The sequence below is a fragment of the Paenibacillus sp. PvP094 genome, from assembly GCF_040546835.1.
Lineage (GTDB): Bacteria > Bacillota > Bacilli > Paenibacillales > Paenibacillaceae > Paenibacillus > Paenibacillus illinoisensis.
Genome location: NZ_JBEPOM010000001.1, coordinates 685,191 through 704,626, shown reverse-complemented (window position 1 = coordinate 704,626; position 19,436 = coordinate 685,191). Strand labels below are relative to the sequence as shown.

The following is a 19,436-nucleotide window of genomic DNA, read 5'->3' as shown; positions in this document are numbered from 1 at the left end:
TGTCGTCTCTTGCATTATTGCGAGAGATGGCAGGCTTTTTTGATTGAACAAAAGGGTTACTACATACGATAAATGTAATGAACGGGAGCAGTAAAACGATGAAGCGCTCAGAGAGCTGCGGGGTGGTGCGACGCAGTGGCTGGAATCGTTTGAATCTCGCCCGGGAACGGAGCTGTGGAAACAGGAAATCCTGTGTACACAGCAACGGCTGACCACCGTTATAAGGTGTTTCTCCAGATTGATCCATCAAGCAGCGCTATGGACAGCGCAGTGATGGTGAGCCTGGAGACGAGGTGGATGATGTCTGGCGCAAGCCGGAATCGTCAAGCAAGAGTGGTACCGCGGAGGGGATATAACCCGCCGTCTCTTAGATGAGATGGCGGGTTATTTGTTTTGCTGCCGGCAGCAAATGGGTGGGTGTGGAAGAGCATCGTTTAAGAATGGTGAGCAGGTAATGAATTCAGGAGTGCAAGTCGACGTGCACTCAGGAGAGAAAAAACCAGCATAGATAATGTTTATCATGGAATACACATACATTGAAATTGATGGAGGCGGAGTATAATGACAATGGAAATGAACAAGCGGAAAATTGAGATTTTTGATACCACACTGCGTGATGGAGAACAGGCACCTGGAGCCAGTCTGCAGCCGGAGCAAAAAATTGAGCTGGCTCACCAGCTGGCTGCGCTTGGGATTGACGTCATTGAGCCTGGATTCCCGATCTCCAGCCCAGGTGAGTTCGCGGCGGTTCAGGCGATATCCAGACAACTGCAAAATGTGGAAATTTGCGGATTTGCCCGTGCGGTCAAAGGAGACATAGATGCTGCAGTGAAAGCAACAGCTGATGCTGCACGACGCCGGATTCACCTGTTCATCTCTTCGTCGGATATCCATATTGAGCACCAATTGCGTCGTCCGCGCAGTGAGGTTGTCGCTACTGCACGGGAGATGGTGTCCTATGCACGTCAGTTTACCGACATTGTGGAATTCACGGCGATGGATGCAGCCCGGACCAAGATGGATGACCTGATCGAAATGATTGAGGTAGCTATTGAAGCTGGGGCCAGCATTATCAATCTGCCGGATACCGTCGGTTACGCGCTGCCGCATGAATACGGAGAGATGTTCCGCCGTGTCCGCGAGGGGGCCAGAGGTGGCGATCAAGTACGGTATAGCGCCCACTGTCATAATGATCTGGGACTTGCAGTGGCCAACAGTTTGGCTGCGATCGCGAACGGGGCTTCCCAGATTGAAGTAACGATCAACGGAATTGGTGAGCGTACAGGTAACTGTGCATTGGAGGAGCTGATCATGGCACTGGAGACACGAGGAGATGCCATTGGTGCCACAACGAATATCCAATTGAATCAGCTATACGAGACGTCCCGCCAGATCAGCCGGGCCATGCACTTCCCGATTGCTTATAACAAGCCGGTGGTCGGACGCAATGCGTTCCAGCATGAATCGGGAATTCACCAGGATGGACTGCTGAAGAATCGGAACACCTATGAAATCATGGATCCTGAAGCATTGGGTATTCCGCGCAGCATGATCATTCTGGGGAAACATTCGGGTCGTCACGCTCTGAAAGATCGTGTTCGCAAGTACGGTTTCGAACCGGATGAGCAGCAAATGGAACAATTGTACGAAGTGTTCAAGGAAACGGCCGACAAGCAAAAAGTGGTCAGTGACGATCAGCTGCTGCAAATGGTCAGCCAAACGATGAACATTCCTGCGCAGGATTATGAGCTGGTTGAACTGCAGGTAACGGCAGGCAGCATGACAGACCGGATGGCAGCCGTTCGGATCCGGACAGGTGCGGGTGAACAGACATATTCTGCCGTTGGCAGCGGACCGGTAGAAGCAGCCATTCGTGCGATCGGTCAGAGCATTTCCGATGATATCAGCTTCGTGGATATGGAAATCCATGCGCTGAGCGGAGGAGAAGAGGCGACAGCAGAGGCCGCTGTTGCGGTGGAGCGTGCAGGACGGGAATTCAGAGGAACGGCTACGCACAATGATATTGTTATGGCAGCAGGTCTTGCCTATGTGGCAGCATGTAACGCTGCGGGACTTAAGGCAGAGTCAACGGAAAACGACAAGTCTGTACACGTATAGAAAAGGTTGAATAAGCAAGGTAAAGAGTGAAGTGACGTATCAGAAATTGAAAAGCAGACCTTAGTTCTGAAGGTCTGCTTTTGTCTGATTATGCGAGATAATCTATATAAGTAAAAAGCGATCTGTCAAGGTGTGATTATAGTTATCCACATATTCAGGATAATTTGTGGGTAACTGAACCAAAGTCAATCCAGCAATGTTTTCGAAACTAAAAGGGTTTAGGGGATAGTATACACCCATTGTATCCACAAACTTGTGGATAACGTGGATAACTTGGTGGATAAATATGGTTTTTGTTCAAAAATGCGATTCTACCGCTGTATAATTAACTTCATTAAACTGCTTGCTATCTTGCTTTTCTGTGGATAAACATGAAATGGAGTAGAGTAAAAATATTTTTCACCATTCGAGTAAATTTGACAAATGCAAAATCTCTAAATTAATTTCTGAAGTGATTCATATTAAAGCAAAAACAACAAAAAAGCCGATCCGGTGAAGGAGTCGGCTTTTACTATTTCTGTTTTTACTAACTGAACTTGCACATGAGCCCAATACGGATGCAGACGAGGTGTGAAATCAAGACTCAAGCGCGAGGATTTCCCAATCTTCATACGCTTTGGCCAGCTGGTGCTTCCGTGCTTCCGCGTCTCCCTGAAGTTCCTGCAGCTTCATGTAATCCTGATATACCTCTGGAAGGGCCATCTGGGATTCAAGCTCCGTAATTTCCGTTTCCAGTTGGGCAATCTGCTGTTCGATTGCTTCCTGTTTCCGCTGCCGGTTACGCTCCTCACGCTTGGCCTGCTTGTCAGCTTCGAATGAAGCGGCTCCAGATTTCTCAGTTGGTTCCTGATCTGGTTTCACAGACCGCTTAGAGGAAGAGAGAGCTGCTTCTTCAGCTTCGCGTGCGATGTCCTCAAGCTCCTGCTTCTTCTCAATATAGTCATCATAGTTTCCGAGGTAATGCTCGGTTCCTCCAGGATGCAGCTCCACGATACGTTCAGCCATTTTGTTGAGGAAATATCGGTCATGAGAGATGAACAGCAGTGTGCCCTCATAATCCATGAGCGCTGCTTCCAGCACTTCTTTGGCGAAAAGGTCGAGATGGTTGGTAGGCTCATCGAGAATCAGCATGTTGGCTTCCTTGAGCATGAGCTTGGAGAGGGAGACACGAGCCTTCTCACCGCCACTCAGCGAGGAGATCTTTTTGAGTACATCATCTCCGCTGAACAAGAAGTTGCCAAGCACGGTGCGAATTCGTGCTTCCTCCATGCCGGGATATGCGCTCCAAAGTTCCTCCAGAACCGTATTGTTGGGGTTTAGCCCCGTTTGCTCCTGATCATAATAGCCGATCTGCACCTTGGTTCCCCACTGGATCTGGCCGCTTACCGGGCGCAGGCTTCCGGTGAGGCATTTCAGCATCGTGGATTTCCCGATCCCGTTCGGTCCGATCAGCGCTACCGTTTCCCCGCGTCTAAGATCGAATGAGACATTGCGAAATAATGGCGAAGCTTCATCGTAAGCGACGGAAAGATCGTCCACACGAAGCACTTCCTTACCCGACATGACGGCTGTCTCAAAAGAAAAATGAGCTTTTTTCAAGTCACCCATCGGCTTGTCCAAACGTTCCATCTTGTCCAGCGCTTTACGGCGGCTCTGAGCACGCTTTGTCGTGGATGCACGTACAATATTTTTCTGTACAAAGTCCTCCATCTTGGCGATCTCATCCTGCTGTTTCTCGTACTGTTTCATCTGACTCTCATACTCGGCAGCCTTAAGCTCCATATAACGGCTGTAGTTCCCTGTGTACTTTTTGGAGCGGTGCCGTTCGATCTCCACAATGGTGGTCACCAGCCGATCAAGGAAATACCGGTCATGGGATACAACGAGCAGTGCCCCTGAATAACCTCTTAGATAATCTTCCAGCCACGTCAGGGTCGGAATATCCAGATAGTTGGTAGGCTCGTCCAGCATGAGCAGGTCAGGTGCCTGAAGCAGGATGCGGGCAAGTGCAAGACGTGTCTTTTGTCCGCCGCTTAAGGTAGCAATCGGAGTATCTGGTGAAAACTCGCCAAAGCCCATTCCGTGCAGGACGCTGCGAATGCGCGTTTCCATCGCATAACCGCCGTGGTCCTTGAACCAATCCGAACGCTGGGCGTAGCGTTCAAGCAGGTCCGCATACTTTTTCTCGTCCTCCATCTGGGCTGGATCGGCAATATCCTGTTCCATCTTCCGCAGTTCAGCCTCAGCCTGGGTCAGGTGAGAGAAGACATGCATCATCTCCTCCCAGATGGAGCGGTCGGATTGCAGACCACTGTTCTGGGCGAGATAACCCAGGGTTGTCTCTTTGGATTTGAAAATCTGTCCGCCGTCATAGGACATTTCGCCCGCAATGATTTTGAGCAAAGTGGATTTCCCCGCACCGTTCACGCCCACGAGTCCGATGCGTTCACGTTCTAATATTTGTAAGTTCACGCCGTCCAGAATCGGATCGACACCATAACGTTTAATAATTCCGGATACTTGCAGCAGCATATAATTAAGTTCCTCCATAGGTCCAGTTCTTGATTACTCAACTACATTCCAGTTTACATGAAATACAGATCAAATGCACCGATAACGAGCGCCCCGGCGTGTAGTCTTTTTGCTCAACTAATGATAAACTGAAAGAAGACATGTGAATATATGAGGATTTTGCAGAAAATCACTCATTTTAATTTTTTCAACGAGACGACAACTGGTCTTAACATATAATTGTTTTGAATTGACGCTTTTTTACTACCTTCCACATCAACAGGAGGTTATTCAGGAACATGCAGGACCGGACAGAACCCAAAAGCCAGCTTCGTTCCAGACTGATGAAGAGTCGTGATCTGATGGATGAGGCAATTTGGCAGCATGCCATGAGTGAAGTTAGCCTTGTGGCTAAACAGGAGCTGCAGCGGCTTCGGCAGGACAAGCAGAGGTTGACGATTTTCAGCTACTTGTCTTATAGAAGCGAAGCGTCGACGGCCTTTCTGTTTGAGGATGGTTGGAAGCACGGCGACAGGATGTTCGCACCGAAAGTACTGGCGAATCCAGCCCGTATGGAATTAAGGCGGGTGGTCGGAGAGCACGATATTGAGCCTGGCGTATGGTGGATCCCGGAGCCCAAAGACACCTGCGAGGTGCTTCAGCGTGAGGAATGGCCGAATATTGATCTCGTCATTGTACCCGGCCTCGGATATGATCTTCATGGCGGACGAATTGGTTATGGTGGCGGTTATTATGACCGATTTGCCGAGCAGCTTGAAGAAGAATGCTTCAAGGCAGGGAAAAGGCCGCTTCTCGCTGCACTCGTCTTGCCGGGACAACTGCAGGATGACATTCCGATGGACCCGTTTGATCTGCGTATGGATCTGTTGATGACAACCGAAGGTATACTACATATCGAATAAAGGGTTGTGATGGTATTGAACTCCAATGCAAGGAATGGATCGGATTCGAGCGAAGGCAAGCTGACACATTTTAACGAGCAGGGACGTGCCCGTATGGTGGATATTTCGGGCAAGGAAGTAACTGTGCGTACGGCAGTGGCCGTATCCAAAGTAACGATGAACCCCTCCACACTGGAAGCCATTCGGGAGGGACGGATCGGGAAGGGCGATGTGCTCGCCGTGGCTCAAATCGCGGGAATCCAAGGCGCCAAGAAAACGTCAGACTGGATTCCGATGTGCCATCCACTGGCACTGAATGGTGTGGATATTCGTTTTGAGGACAATGGACTGGACGAATTGTCGATTCAGGTCACGGTCAAAACAGAAGGCAAAACCGGTGTCGAGATGGAGGCGCTCACGGCGGCTTCAGCAGCGGCACTGACGATCTATGACATGTGCAAAGCATTGCAAAAAGACATGATTATCGGACCAACGATGCTGCAATCCAAAAGTGGTGGCAAAAACGGTGATTTCAACCGATAAGGGACATTTATTTTCATAGAGGAGAAGGGTGATCTTTATGGTGTGGAGAACAGCAATCCTGACAGCCAGCGACAAAGGGGCCCGCGGGGAACGTGAGGATACGAGTGCACAAGTAATCCGGGAGCTAGTGGAAGAGGAACTGGGTGGGGAGATCGTGGAATACCGCATCGTTCCGGATGAACCCGATGAGATTATTGCGGCCTTGATTGAGATGACAGACTATTTTCATGCCGACCTTGTACTAACAACCGGAGGTACGGAGCTGGCGATTCGTGATATTACACCGGAAGCCACGCGTCGGGTCATTGAACGTGAAGTTCCGGGAATGGCAGAAGCGATGAGATACAGCGTTATGAGCAAAAATCGTTCCGCCATGCTGTTCCGGGGCGTGTGCGGGATTCGTGGACGTACGCTGATTGTCAATTTGCCGGGTACACCGAAGGGTGTGCATGAGCATCTGGCTGCGATTATGGATCAGCTTCCCGAAGCGCTCCTGATGGTTACAGGGCAATTTAAGCAATAACGGCAATCACCCCGGAAAGATGTAGAGTTAAAAATCGTTTCTTTTATACTCCTTAGTTGATTTTGCGGGTTATGTAAGTGGTTACATCTGTGGTATGATGGGCTTAATTGTAAATTACAGCAGATCCATCTATGAGTGTATGGCCAAGTGTACGCATCTTCGAAGCTTGAGACGAGGAGGAATATCAATGTTTAGTTCCATTGGACCAACAGGTTTTATTTTGCTGGCCGTGATCGCTTTATTGTTGTTTGGACCTAACAAGCTCCCGGAACTGGGACGTGCTGTTGGACGTACTTTCCGTGAATTCAAAGAGGGCGCACGTGAAATCATCTCTGAGGATGATTCGTCCAATCGCAAAGAGCAGGAGAAATCCAAGCCGCTGGCAGTGGATAGTGAGCCTGAGACCGCTCCCAAGCCTGTAGACAAGCGTCTGCCGGAGTAACCTGACGGCAATGAATGAGAAATCCCTTCCTGCCGGAAGGGTTTTGTATTTTAAGCTGGCAATAATGGAGGGCAGGAATGACGCAGCAGAATGAAGAAATGACCATTACGGAACATTTGAGTGAGCTGCGCAAGCGGCTGATCTATGTGTTAAGCGTTTTTGTGCTGGGCCTGGTGGCAGGATTCTTCGTGGCAGATCCGGTGTACCGCTATTTGACGAAGGCGGAATCGGCTCAGGGGTTTGTGCTGCATGCCTTCTCCTTCTGGGATGGAATAGGGATCTATATGAAGATTGCCGGTCTGTTTTCATTGATTATTACGCTGCCCTTTACGGTATTTCAGATCTGGAAGTTTGTAAGTCCAGGCTTGCGGCCTCGTGAACGGAAAGCGACACTGAAGTATGTACCTTATGTATTTTTGTTATTTCTCGTTGGACTGGCCTTTGCGTACTATGTTGTATTTCCGATGGCACTCGCTTTCACTTCCACGATTACGGAGAAGATGGGGCTTGTGGAGACTTATGGAATGAAACAGTATTTCAGTTTCCTGTTTGGAATTGTGCTGCCGGTATCGCTGTTATTCGAGCTTCCGCTGCTCATCATGTTTCTGACAGGGCTTCGGATATTGAATCCAATCCGTCTGCGAAAGATGCGGAGGGTGGCCTATTTTGTCCTGATCTTCATCGCAGTTGTTGTGACGCCGCCGGATTTCATATCCGATCTGCTTGTTATGATTCCGTTACTCCTGTTATATGAGATCAGTGTGTTTCTGTCTGCCATCGTATACCGCAAGCAGCTTGCGGCCGATGAAGCGGCAGAGGCCAGATATGTGCGTGCCAACAATGAGCAGAGCGCAGGTTAAGTGAACCTTCCTGTGCTCTTGTTCTTGCAGCTTTCAATTAGACTATGCCCAGTACAATGAATTGCGGAGAGATCTACGTTCTGGGACAGGCAGGCATATTTTGTCCAGCTATGGATACAATGGTGAAGGGCTGTTTAGTGATTCGGTTACAGCTAATTGGTGACTCGGTAACAGGGTTACGCAACAAGAGGTGCGGTGCTGAACACGCTGTTTTGATGTCCTGATGTTAATGCAGCGTAAATTCTCGCATGAATTCTTCAAAAGGACTTGAAATCATGCTTCAAGTTGAGTATCATAAAGTTGGTTGTTAGCACTAAACACTGTCGAGTGCTAATACATATGGCTACAACCTACAATGCAACGTTATATAATTTCAAAAGGAGGCTATTTTTCATGATCAGACCTTTAGGTGAACGCGTATTGGTAGAACCACTGGAGCAAGAGCAAACAACTTCTTTCGGGATCGTACTTCCGGACTCTGCTAAAGAAAAACCGCAAGAGGGCAAAATTATTGCCGTTGGAGCGGGTGCACTGAAAGACGGCGTACGTGTAGCTCTGGAAGTGAAAGAAGGAGATCGCGTAATCTTCTCCAAATATGCCGGAACAGAAATCAAATTCGAAGGTAAAGAATATTTGATTATGAAAGAGAGCGATATCCACGCGATTCTCGACTAATTCAAATTTAATCGGTTAACCGAACCATATAGCAAGATCATTTTACAATATACTAGGGAGGTTTTCTTACCATGGCTAAAGACATTAAATTTAGTGAAGACGCTCGTCGCTCCATGCTTCGCGGTGTGGATGCATTGGCTAACGCAGTAAAAGTAACGCTCGGTCCTAAAGGCCGTAACGTGGTTTTGGAGAAAAAATTCGGAAGCCCGCTCATCACGAATGACGGTGTAACCATCGCTAAAGAAATCGAACTGGAAGATGCATTCGAGAACATGGGTGCACAACTGGTTAAAGAAGTAGCAACCAAAACAAACGATGTTGCTGGTGACGGTACTACAACAGCGACAGTACTTGCTCAAGCACTGATCACAGAAGGTCTGAAAAACGTAACTGCAGGCGCTAGCCCAATCGGTATCCGCAAAGGGATCGACAAAGCAGTTAAAGCGGCTGTTGCTGAACTGCAATCCATCTCCAAACCAGTTGAAACTAAACAATCCATCGCACAAGTTGCAGCTATCTCTGCAGCTGACGAAGAAGTAGGCGAACTGATCGCTGAAGCTATGGAAAAAGTGGGCAAAGACGGCGTAATCACTGTTGAAGAATCCCGTGGATTCGCAACGGAGCTGGAAGTGGTTGAAGGTATGCAATTCGACCGCGGTTACATCTCTCCATACATGATCACAGATACGGACAAAATGGAAGCTGTTCTGGACAACCCGTACATCCTGATCACAGACAAAAAAATCTCCAGCACACAGGACATCCTGCCATTGCTTGAGAAAATCGTACAACAAGGTAAACCACTCGTATTGATCGCTGAAGATATCGAAGGCGAAGCACTGGCGATGCTGGTTGTGAACAAACTGCGTGGTACATTCAACGCTGTAGCTGTTAAAGCTCCTGGCTTTGGTGACCGTCGTAAAGCAATGCTGCAAGATATCGCTGCCCTCACTGGTGGCCAAGTGATCACGGAAGAACTGGGTCTGGACCTGAAATCCGCTGTTGTGGAACAACTGGGTACAGCTCGTCAAATCCGTGTAACCAAAGAAAACACAATCATCGTTGACGGTGCTGGTAACAAATCCGATATCGATGCACGTGTTAGCCAAATCCGTACACAACTGGAAGAAACAACTTCCGAGTTCGACAAAGAGAAACTGCAAGAGCGTCTGGCTAAATTGTCCGGCGGCGTAGCGGTAATCAAAGTCGGTGCGGCTACTGAAACAGAATTGAAAGAACGCAAACTGCGTATCGAAGATGCCCTGAACGCAACTCGCGCTGCGGTTGAAGAAGGTATCGTATCCGGTGGTGGTACTGCGCTCCTGAACGTATATCAAGCGGTTGCTGGTGTAGCACTGTCCGGTGACGAGCAAACAGGTGTTAACATCGTGCTGAAAGCACTGGAAGCACCAATCCGTACGATCGCTGCTAATGCTGGCGAAGAAGGTTCTGTCATCGTGGAACGTCTGAAAAAAGAGCAAGTCGGCGTAGGCTTCAACGCTGCTACTGGCGAATGGGTAAACATGATCGAAGCAGGTATCGTTGACCCTGCGAAAGTAACTCGCTATGCGCTGCAAAACGCAGCTTCCGTAGCAGCAATGTTCTTGACTACTGAAGCGGTTATCGCTGATAAGCCAGAACCTGCAGGCGCTGCTGGCGCTCCTGATATGGGCGGCATGGGTGGAATGGGCGGAATGATGTAAGTAAAGGTGTAAAAACCTTGTAAAACCAGTAGTTTAAAGGCTCCCAATAGGGAGCCTTTTTTTATTTAATCACGAAAAAATTATATTTCCTGCAAAGAGATAGGTTGTTGCTCTTTAAAAGAACTTGCGTGAGGAACGAGGACTAAGTCAGCTGGTGTTTACAGAACGAATTGGTATGAGCAATAGCGTCTTCTCGAGAATTGAATCCGGTAAACGTCCCATTGAAGATAATGAGATCAATATTTTTGCTGATTTATTTGAAGTATCCGGTATCCGGTGACTAGATATTGGGTCGCTCAATCTCAAGAACTCCTACAGACGGTAGTGCATACTTGGATGGCGGAAAGGGCTGTTTGACGGGGAACGCAAGCTGCCTGAGCAGCAGGAGGCAAACGGAAAACACAGCTGAGCAAGCCGGAGAAGCTGCCCAAACGGAAGTTGATGTCTAAAAAAACGTATGAGGACGACACAAAAGCGTCTGCCCAACATCCTTCTGAAGATTACGTTACTGAACGAACGATCCCTACGGTGATGATATTTCGGAATGGATGAAAGATGACAGCCAAAGCCAGTCTGAATCGAAGAAAATGGATTTCACCTCTGAGGAAACAGAAGGGGAGCAGGGAGCAGGAAGCAGCTGCAGATCAGGAGGAAGGCGAACAAACTCAACCTGCAGGAGATTCGGAAGGGGCTTCGGGTAAAATCGACAAAGATGCTCTTGAACAGTACATCATCACTGAGCGTCCTTCCTTCCTCGACATGCCAATTGATTTCCCTAATCTCTTTGAACAGAAGCGGGACCAAGGAGTCACATGGCGCGAGATTGCGAATAGCGTCGGGCTAACGTCCGGCCAGTTCAGTAGCTTAATCCGAGTATGCAACAGCATTAAAACTCTCCATACCTATCCGAGTCGCATCTGTTGTGCAAAAAAGATATAAGGTATAAACCAATTCATTAGATGGTGGTAGTGGCACATCAAAATCAGATGCATTAATGGTGACGACTTGTACAGCGTTCGGGTTTGCTTCTGAGACACTGACTGAATACAGGGCGTAGGCAACAAGGGAATCAGTACCTCTTGCAATGGAAAATGAAATCACGGAGTCAAATGGTGGAGTCGTAGGAAAGGCGAGCTCCGCTATACCTGATAATTGTACGCGTATGTTTCCATCTGCGTCAGTTACATCTAGACCCACCTCCCCGATTGCAACTGGAGTATTGGCTGGTAAGGGGATTGAGATTGTATTACCATAGCTCGCATTTTGAGAGGTTCTAGCATCTAGCAGTCTCGCCATAAAACATACCCCCAATAAGTTTTGGTATATATTATGTGGCAATTCGATAGATTCTTCCGCAATGTGGTAACTCTTCGGATTAATAGGAAAGTCTCTGGAAATTAAAAGTGAATATGAAATTTAATATAGGGAGCTGAGATTCTTGGATCATGAAGTGAATTAAACAGAAGGGCAACGATCATTAGCGCAATGCGGTTGCTTATAACATTAACTGACCTGAAGGAAGGCACTCAAACGGGGAGCCAAAAGTACAGCAGACGCGGAGGTGTATGGTAGGTCTGGCAACGAGATCATAGAGCTTTGCCTAGCAGTATGGTTACCCGGAAGAACTGGTAAGTGTTACGAGTGCTGAAGACTGCGAAGCGGAGTGGATTCAATTTTGCCTGCCAGTCGTGGGTACCATGTGTGCATAACAATAAGACTGACAACATCTTGACAGTTTCTCGGGCTTACAAGCAATCAGTTTTTCCTCTTCGGGGTAAGGACGAACGCTCACAGGATCTGATTCAAGGTATCACGCTAGCAGAGATGTTCGTCGACGAGGTTTCTCTTATGCCTAAGTCGTTTATCGACCAGGCAACAGCTCGTTGTTCTATTGATGCGGCCAAGATATGGTTCAACTGCAACCCTGCAGGTTCTTATCACTGGTTCAAAGAAGAGTGATTGGATAATTTGGCTGGTAAGCGTGCCAAACATCTTCACTTTACAATGGAGGACAATCTTTCCCTGTCGGAGAGGGTCCGGGATCGAGATCGTCGTATGTAAACAGGTTTCTTCTGACTTCTTTTGAGGTCTCTTGGTTTCGTTCTATAACATAAGGATGGGAGGCTCTCCCAAGAGTCATCTAAAATTTGATATACCTTTCATCTCAATTTCAGATTCATTTAAGGTAGTGAAGGTAATATCAATCTTGTAAGCCCCTTCTCGTGTTAAATAGATGTGTGAATGGCCCTATCGGATTGTCCTCTGATAGGGCATTTTTTTCCTAAATTATCCTTGAGATGATATGATAGAGAAATAATAGAGTGAATGAAATATTTATCCTTATGTTTGGAGGGGAGTTTTCGGTGGATGCCAGGCTGCACCCGTTGTTCAGGCCAATCCAGATGAATGGGACCAATTTACACACCTATTACATAGAACAACCACCGTCTCATCCGATGACAGCCTATATCGCTTGCTTCTGGGAATCGGGGACTACTTCTTATGCTGGTTACAATCCTTTAGAGAGTGTGCCCGGCAGAGTATTACCTGATGGTTGTACGGATATCCTGATAACATATGATGCTGTTCTTCAGCTGCATTCTTTTGCCTACTGTGGCAATTATACAGAGCCGTTTGCTATTCCAGTGAGTGTAGAGGTCAACCAGCCTGCTGATTACACCTTTGGTGTTCGATTTTTTCCCGGTGGGGCACGTCACTTTCACGGTTTGCCGCTGGAATCCTTCACGGACCGGCGCATCCCCTTGGAGGAATGCTGGCCAGCTAACATCGACGAGCTTCGCGAGCGAATGGCTGGGACCAAGCATTTTGAAGAGAGGGTGCAAGTCATGGAGACGTATTTGTGCCTATTATCTGGGGATGGAAGTACATATGAGAAAGATTTGATGAAGAATGCCATGCACCGGATCTTTGTTCATGGTGGGCAGATGAGCGTGAAAGAGCTGGCCAGCTGTGAGGTTGTCAGTGAGCGGCAGCTGCATCGCAAGTTCGGTGAATGGGTGGGGATCAGCCCTAAACGGTTTAGCGAGGTGGTTCGATTTCACTGTGTTCTGAGAGATATCCATCAAGGGCACCGTATGGACTGGTCGGCACTGGCTCAAAATCATGGATTCTTCGATCAGGCCCATCTGATTCGGCAATTTCGCAAGTTATATGGAGAACCCCCGCTGACCGCTGCGAGCGAGCATCGCCGGATGTTGTCCGAATTGTACAATAGATCAGACGAGCTATAGTATATACTGGACATGTAGAATTTAAAATAAAGGGGACTTAACCTATGAATGGAACAATGCAAATTCGGGATCATCTGTTGGATGAGTTGGAGACAGGTGTACGGACCGGAGCTTCTCTGATTCGCCTGATTCGTCCGGAAGACTGGGCTTATCGCCCTCAGGAAAACATGCGTTCACTGGTGGAGCTGGTTCACCACTGGATCCAGATTACGGCATCTGACCTTGCCATCATGCAGGAGAAAAGTGAAGCTGAAGTTGGAACAATAGAAAATAGTCTATCTGGTATTGAGGATATTGAACAGCTGGAAGCGGCCCTGTGGCGCAATTTTGAAACATATAAAGCGTACATCGTATCACTGAGTGAAGAAGATCTGTTGAATCGATCCACCACAGCATTTTATATGGAACATGGGCATGTACAGGTGAAATGGCAAATTGAGACGGTAACCCATGTGTTCCATCATCGTTCCCAGTTGTACAACTATCTTAAGCAACAAGGACATGAGTTAAACTTTTTCATGTTATACGCATAGTAATGAGGCCCTGAAGGCAGACACATCTTGTGTCGATTCCTTTAGGGCTTTTTTTGTGTTAGTGGCCTATATAAACTATGAATTCTATCAAAATGGACGTAGTTCCACGGTCAATTTACCGTTACAATGCTAGATTTCAAACATAGAATACCGTATCAAAGCAAAAGGAGGTGATTTCAATGGCCATCCTTTTACCACAACAGTTTTACAACTTGGCTGCTGGCGTAGGGAAATCGTATTACGAAAATCTGTTTGGAGGTACTAATGCCAGCATCACGGTCAACAACTTTGGACCTGCTCCGGTAGACCTGGTTGTAACTCGTGTCAATGCACCCGTGATCACGTATACGATTCCTGCAGGTAACAGCCTCACGTTGTCGGTTCATTTGCTGCTCGTTGCTGCCTTGTTAACTACGGTTGCAGGTGCTTCGACCGGTACGATCCAAATCGCAACATCTGATTTCTAATGAACGCAGCATGCTTTGATAAGCCCTTGTCGGACAATATGTCGACAGGGGCTTTTCTTATTTATGATGAGATAATTTAGATGGATGTATGAATAGAGTCACAGCCTGGTATTTCTAATATTACATCCTTCTGTTTATGAGGGGAGCTATACGAGTAATTTATAGTAGAGTCATTTGTAGAAGCATGCATAGAAGCAGGAGGGGTAGGAATATGGACCAAACCAATAAAACAGGCTTGAAGAGCAGAGAAACATTTCTGGAAACGGAACGTCTTCAATTCTCCATCTGGAGCGAGGAGGACCGACCCTTGGCTTCTGCACTTTGGGGGGATCCCGAGGTGACAAAGTGGATTAGCAGCAAGGGTTTTATGAGCGAGGATGAGATCGAAGCCAGACTCGCGCAGGAAATGGAACGGCAGCGGGAGATGGAGGTGCAGTACTGGCCGCTTTTTGATAAGGAAACAGGTGTGTTCGTAGGGTGCTGCGGATTACGTCCTTATGCACCAGAGGAGAAAATCTATGAATTCGGTGTTCACCTGACCAGAGATCACTGGGGGAAAGGGTATGCACTTGAAGCGGGGAAGGCTGTTATCCGCTATGCATTTGAGCAATTGGGTGTTCAGGCACTCTTCGCAGGACATCATCCAGAGAATGGCGTATCCAAACGGCTGCTGCAGAAGCTGGGGTTTACTTATAAGAAAGATGAATTTTACGAGCCGACAGGCAAGATGCATCCGTCTTACTTATTGTCGGAATCAGACATGAAGTAGTTGTACCTATACCGCGTTGTTCGTTTTTCATTGTTTTTTTATGCGATTTTCAGCTTCTATTAAGGTAGAGGGGGTAAGATATTTCTTGTAAACCCCTTCTCGTGTTAGATAGATGTGTGACTAGCCCTGCCGGAATCCGGCAGGGTATTTTTTTGTTGTGGTTTTATAATAGGCCAAATCAAATATAAACAAAAATAAATAAAGATTAAATGTGGTTTTTTTATTGACTGGTAAAGATAAACAAAGGTATAATGAATGTGAAAAAAGGAACTTACTATGTACGTGAATCGTATCGATCGACATTTTCCAAATAAGGAGAGAATGATCATGAACGTGACCCTTAGAAACGAAGCGACACAAGCACCGGGATGGAATATTCCCTTTATCCGTGAGATGGCAGAGATTACGCAGCATATGTGGAAAAATGGTTGGGGTGAGCGCAACGGAGGGAATGTCAGTTATCTGCTGGAAGAAGAAGAAGTGGCAAGATACATTGATGTCCATCAGGTTATAAGGCGGATTAAACCCGCTTTTTCGGTACATGAACTGGCAGGCAAATATGTGATCGTAACCGCATCGGGCAAATATTTCAAAAATGTACTTGCGGATCCGGAGAGCAATCTGGGCTTGCTGCGTGTCTCGAATGATGGAGCAGAACTGGAAGTCCTCTGGGGATTGAAGAACGGGGCGAATCCAACGAGTGAGCTACCTACGCATTTTATGAGCCATATTGAGCGTCTGAAGGTGGACCCGGACCACCGGGTGGTCATGCATAACCATGCCACTAACGTGCTGGCGATGACGTTTATCCATGAACTGGATGAAGTGAAATTTACGAAAACCCTATGGCAGATGTGTACGGAATGTGTGGTCGTTTTCCCGGACGGCGTTGGCATCATCCCGTGGATGGTACCTGGATCGAATGAAATCGGCCGTGAGACGGCGGAGAAAATGAAGGAAGTTCATGCGGTCATCTGGCCACAGCACGGGATCTTCGGGACAGGAACAACCATCGATGAGGCCTTCGGTCTCATTGAGACGATTGAGAAAGCAGCTCAGGTTTACATGTTGGTTGCGGGCCATGAGATTCAGCAGCGAATTACGGACGAACAGCTGACCACGTTGGCTCGAGCCTTCGGTGTTACCCCGCGTGCAGGTATACTGAATTCAACAAAAATTAGTGAATAGACCAGGAGAGATTGCGATGCACATGGAAAGGACCGCTCTCAAGAAATACCTAAGAACCTTCTAATTGGAGAGAAAAGTATTAGGAGAACATCTAAATTAATGCAATTGACAACCGTCCTAAATCTTGGTAAAGTTCTATAAAACCGCATAATGCATTCTGGGAATGTTACCGATATGGGCATAACCTGAGCTGGCTTGTTTACGCTACGTGTGTAGACAGGCTGGTTCGGGTTTTTTTGTTGCCCTGAATCGGAGAGGTGGTTGTACATTACTTAATGCAGCTGAAAGGAGAGTTCGTTATGAGCAATTTCAAATTTCCTGAAAACTTTTTGTGGGGTGGTGCCATTGCCGCCAATCAGGCCGAAGGGGCTTACCTGGAGGATGGCAAAGGACTAAGCATCGTGGACCTCCTGCCTTCCGGAGAGAATCGCAGAAGCATCATGAAGGGGAACGTACCGGGATTTAAGCCACAGGACGGAGAATTTTATCCTTCACATGAAGCAATTGATTTTTACCACCGTTATCCGGAGGATATCGCGCTATTTGCTGAAATGGGATTCAAGGCACTCCGGGTTTCCATTGCATGGGCACGCATTTTTCCGAGTGGGGAAGAGTCGGCGGCAAACGAAGCTGGGCTGCGGTTTTACGATAATCTTTTTGATGAAATGCTGAAGCACGGAATTGAACCGGTTGTAACACTTGCCCACTTCGATGTACCAGTCAACCTGATTGAGAAGTACGGGAGCTGGAGAAACCGCAAGCTGGTGAATTTGTTCGAAACCTATGCCAAAACCGTATTTACGCGTTACAAGGATAAGGTTAAATACTGGATGACATTCAACGAAATCAACATGCTGTTGCATTTGCCGTTTCTGGGTGCCGGCTTGGCTTTCAAGGAAGGGGATAATATAAAAGAAATTCAGTATCAAGCAGCTCATCATCAGCTGATCGCAAGCGCATTAGCCGTTAAGGCCTGCCATGAGATCATTCCTGGGGCCATGATTGGCTGTATGCTTGCAGCGGGCAGCTTCTATCCGTATACCTGCAATCCAGACGATGTGTTCCAGGGTATGGAGAAGGACCGGGAGTCTTACTTCTTCATCGACGTGCAGTCGCGGGGGGCATATCCCGGCTATGCGAAACGCTTCTTTAAGGATCATGGTCTGAACATCGTGATGGAACCGGGGGATGCGGACATTCTGAGAGATCATACCGTAGATTATATCGGATTTAGCTATTATTCCAGCCGAACAACAAGTACTGATCCGGAAGTGATCAAGAACATGACCAGCGGTAATGTATTCGGATCAGTCGCCAATCCTTATTTGGAGAAATCCGATTGGGGATGGACGATCGATCCGAAGGGATTCCGCATAACGGCCAATCAACTGCATGATCGCTATCAAAAACCACTCTTTGTGGTCGAAAATGGTCTTGGGGCCAACGACGAAGTTGAGCCAAACGGAGAAATTCACGATGACTATCGCATTGATTACCTGAAGCGGCATGTTGCCGAGATGGGTGAAGCACTGCAGGATGGCGTTGAAATTATCGGTTACACTAGCTGGGGGCCAATCGATATCGTGAGCGCATCGTCCGGCGAGATGAAAAAGCGCTACGGTTATATTTATGTAGATCGCGACAACACAGGACATGGTGATTTGAAGCGAATCAAGAAAAAAAGTTTTCATTGGTATAAGAAAGTAATTGCATCCGGAGGTACGGATTTGGAGGCGTAATACAACAGCTTGTTCATTCGGAAGGTTCACCTCGGCGGGTGGATCTTCTGAGTAACAGGGTTTCTGTGAAAGCGTTGACATATCTGTAAGTTCGCGATATACTTTACGCAATTATATCGTTTTGGGATTGTTACTACATATAATGTAGGCAAAACCTAAGCATGCAAAATTAGGCGTCGGTTTATTTGCCGTTCGTATCGGGTAGTTACGCTCTCAAGGGTGTTAATTGCCTTAGGCAAAAAAGCTGTCCGTCTTCCGAGAATAACGTTTCAGGACGTTTTTCCGTTTTGTCATGCTTCAGGTTTTTTTTGCATCTCCAAAACGCGATAGGTTGTGGTTACGAGTGGATCGTGAATGGGGGATGGAAGTGAAAATAGCCAAGGTCATTAACAACAATGTAATCAGCACATATCAGACAGACGGGGCTGAGCTTGTCGTGATGGGACGAGGAATTGCCTTCAAGAAGAAACCGGGAGATAAAGTAGACGAGACCCGCATCCAGAAGGTATTTGCCCTTAAGAATAAGCAGACTTCTGATAATTTCAAAATGCTGCTGCGTGAAGTTCCGATCGAACTGATCGAAATTGTCGAGGAGGTCATCACCCACGCTAAGGATAACATGGGGAGAAGCCTGAATGAAAATATTTACGTGTCCTTGACGGATCATATTCATTTTGCAATCGAACGCTATCGCGAGGGTGTCGATATTAAAAATGTGATGTTATGGGAGATTAAACAGCTCTATAAGTCTGAATTTATTCTAGGATTGAACACGCTGGAACAGATCAAATCCAGGCTTGGATACGAACTTCCCGAAGATGAGGCTGCCTTCATCGCGCTGCATATTGTGAATGCAGAAATGAATGAAGAAGTTGTGACCACGATGAACATGACCAAATTCATTCAGCAAATCATCAACATTGCGAAATATCATTTCAAGATGGAATTTGACGAGGAATCCCTTAGCTATTTTCGGTTCATCACCCATCTGAAGTTCTTCTCGCAGCGAGTATTAAATGGAACGCATTATAACAACAACTATGACCATATCTACGACATGATTAAAGAGAAGCATCAAGAAGCAGCGGCCTGCACGGAAAAAATCCAAATGTTTGTCAAAAAGGAATACGATCACGACCTGACGAACGAGGAAAAACTGTATCTGACGGTGCATATTGAAAGAGTGGTTAATCGTTAATAAATAAATGTTGA

General features: G+C 47.1%; 18 protein-coding genes and 2 other annotated features (1 of these 20 only partly in view). Of the genes, 17 read left to right on the top strand and 1 reads right to left on the bottom strand.

All coding sequences use genetic code 11. From position 1 onward, the window contains the following. Positions 1–13: a binding site (T-box leader), on the top strand; it begins 346 nt to the left of the window's first position. A 55-nt stretch (positions 14–68) separates the two neighbouring features. Then, positions 69–371: a binding site (T-box leader), on the top strand. Positions 372–561: 190 nt separating this feature from the next. After that, the gene (locus ABIC22_RS03450) at positions 562–2,118 is read left to right on the top strand and encodes a 2-isopropylmalate synthase (RefSeq protein ID WP_354478263.1); all 1,557 of its coding nucleotides are present in this window, start codon (positions 562–564) and stop codon (positions 2,116–2,118) included. A 576-nt stretch (positions 2,119–2,694) separates the two neighbouring features. On the opposite strand, the gene ABIC22_RS03445 is transcribed toward ABIC22_RS03450, so the two are convergent. Beyond that, positions 2,695–4,650, bottom strand: coding sequence for an ABC-F family ATP-binding cassette domain-containing protein (locus ABIC22_RS03445; protein ID WP_127538156.1), 1,956 nt, complete (start codon positions 4,648–4,650; stop codon positions 2,695–2,697). Positions 4,651–4,928: 278 nt separating this feature from the next. Between ABIC22_RS03445 and ABIC22_RS03440 the strand changes: the two genes are divergently transcribed. The 16 genes from ABIC22_RS03440 (at position 4,929) to licT (ending at position 19,422) form a co-directional block, all read left to right on the top strand. Continuing rightward, positions 4,929–5,552, top strand: a complete 624-nt coding sequence (locus ABIC22_RS03440) for a 5-formyltetrahydrofolate cyclo-ligase (RefSeq protein ID WP_354478259.1) — start codon at positions 4,929–4,931, stop codon at positions 5,550–5,552. 15 nt (positions 5,553–5,567) lie between these two features. Next, complete coding sequence (gene moaC / locus ABIC22_RS03435; protein WP_303621385.1) at positions 5,568–6,074, top strand: cyclic pyranopterin monophosphate synthase MoaC; 507 nt, start codon at positions 5,568–5,570, stop codon at positions 6,072–6,074. Positions 6,075–6,111: 37 nt separating this feature from the next. Further along, positions 6,112–6,597 (top strand): MogA/MoaB family molybdenum cofactor biosynthesis protein, encoded by a 486-nt coding sequence (locus ABIC22_RS03430; RefSeq protein ID WP_095289023.1) that lies wholly within the window; start codon positions 6,112–6,114, stop codon positions 6,595–6,597. A gap of 187 nt (positions 6,598–6,784) precedes the next feature. Continuing rightward, complete coding sequence (tatA, locus tag ABIC22_RS03425; protein ID WP_127538158.1) at positions 6,785–7,039, top strand: twin-arginine translocase TatA/TatE family subunit; 255 nt, start codon at positions 6,785–6,787, stop codon at positions 7,037–7,039. A gap of 77 nt (positions 7,040–7,116) precedes the next feature. Next, positions 7,117–7,899, top strand: coding sequence for a twin-arginine translocase subunit TatC (tatC, locus tag ABIC22_RS03420; RefSeq protein WP_110821396.1), 783 nt, complete (start codon positions 7,117–7,119; stop codon positions 7,897–7,899). 393 nt (positions 7,900–8,292) lie between these two features. Next, positions 8,293–8,574, top strand: a complete 282-nt coding sequence (groES, locus tag ABIC22_RS03415) for a co-chaperone GroES (RefSeq protein ID WP_090918205.1) — start codon at positions 8,293–8,295, stop codon at positions 8,572–8,574. A gap of 71 nt (positions 8,575–8,645) precedes the next feature. Then, positions 8,646–10,277, top strand: a complete 1,632-nt coding sequence (groL, locus tag ABIC22_RS03410; protein WP_127538159.1) for a chaperonin GroEL — start codon at positions 8,646–8,648, stop codon at positions 10,275–10,277. A 124-nt stretch (positions 10,278–10,401) separates the two neighbouring features. Beyond that, a complete protein-coding gene (locus ABIC22_RS03405; protein WP_354478252.1) occupies positions 10,402–10,557 on the top strand; it encodes a helix-turn-helix domain-containing protein in 156 nt (51 codons plus the stop codon). A 275-nt stretch (positions 10,558–10,832) separates the two neighbouring features. Continuing rightward, positions 10,833–11,216: a hypothetical protein gene (locus tag ABIC22_RS03400; protein WP_354478249.1), complete on the top strand. Its 384-nt coding sequence runs from the start codon at positions 10,833–10,835 to the stop codon at positions 11,214–11,216. Positions 11,217–12,640: 1,424 nt separating this feature from the next. After that, positions 12,641–13,528 (top strand): DUF6597 domain-containing transcriptional factor, encoded by an 888-nt coding sequence (locus ABIC22_RS03395; RefSeq protein ID WP_354478246.1) that lies wholly within the window; start codon positions 12,641–12,643, stop codon positions 13,526–13,528. A 44-nt stretch (positions 13,529–13,572) separates the two neighbouring features. Continuing rightward, complete coding sequence (locus tag ABIC22_RS03390; RefSeq protein WP_127538165.1) at positions 13,573–14,061, top strand: DinB family protein; 489 nt, start codon at positions 13,573–13,575, stop codon at positions 14,059–14,061. Between the two features lie 179 nt (positions 14,062–14,240). Beyond that, positions 14,241–14,528: a hypothetical protein gene (locus ABIC22_RS03385; protein WP_095360666.1), complete on the top strand. Its 288-nt coding sequence runs from the start codon at positions 14,241–14,243 to the stop codon at positions 14,526–14,528. 211 nt (positions 14,529–14,739) lie between these two features. Continuing rightward, on the top strand, positions 14,740–15,297 hold the full coding sequence (locus ABIC22_RS03380) for a GNAT family N-acetyltransferase (protein WP_354478242.1): 558 nt from the start codon (positions 14,740–14,742) through the stop codon (positions 15,295–15,297). Positions 15,298–15,624: 327 nt separating this feature from the next. Then, positions 15,625–16,485, top strand: coding sequence for a rhamnulose-1-phosphate aldolase (rhaD, locus tag ABIC22_RS03375; RefSeq protein ID WP_354478239.1), 861 nt, complete (start codon positions 15,625–15,627; stop codon positions 16,483–16,485). A gap of 299 nt (positions 16,486–16,784) precedes the next feature. Beyond that, a complete protein-coding gene (locus tag ABIC22_RS03370) occupies positions 16,785–18,224 on the top strand; it encodes a 6-phospho-beta-glucosidase (RefSeq protein ID WP_354478236.1) in 1,440 nt (479 codons plus the stop codon). 367 nt (positions 18,225–18,591) lie between these two features. After that, on the top strand, positions 18,592–19,422 hold the full coding sequence (gene licT, locus ABIC22_RS03365) for a BglG family transcription antiterminator LicT (RefSeq protein WP_127538299.1): 831 nt from the start codon (positions 18,592–18,594) through the stop codon (positions 19,420–19,422). The last annotated feature ends 14 nt before the right edge of the window (positions 19,423–19,436 follow it).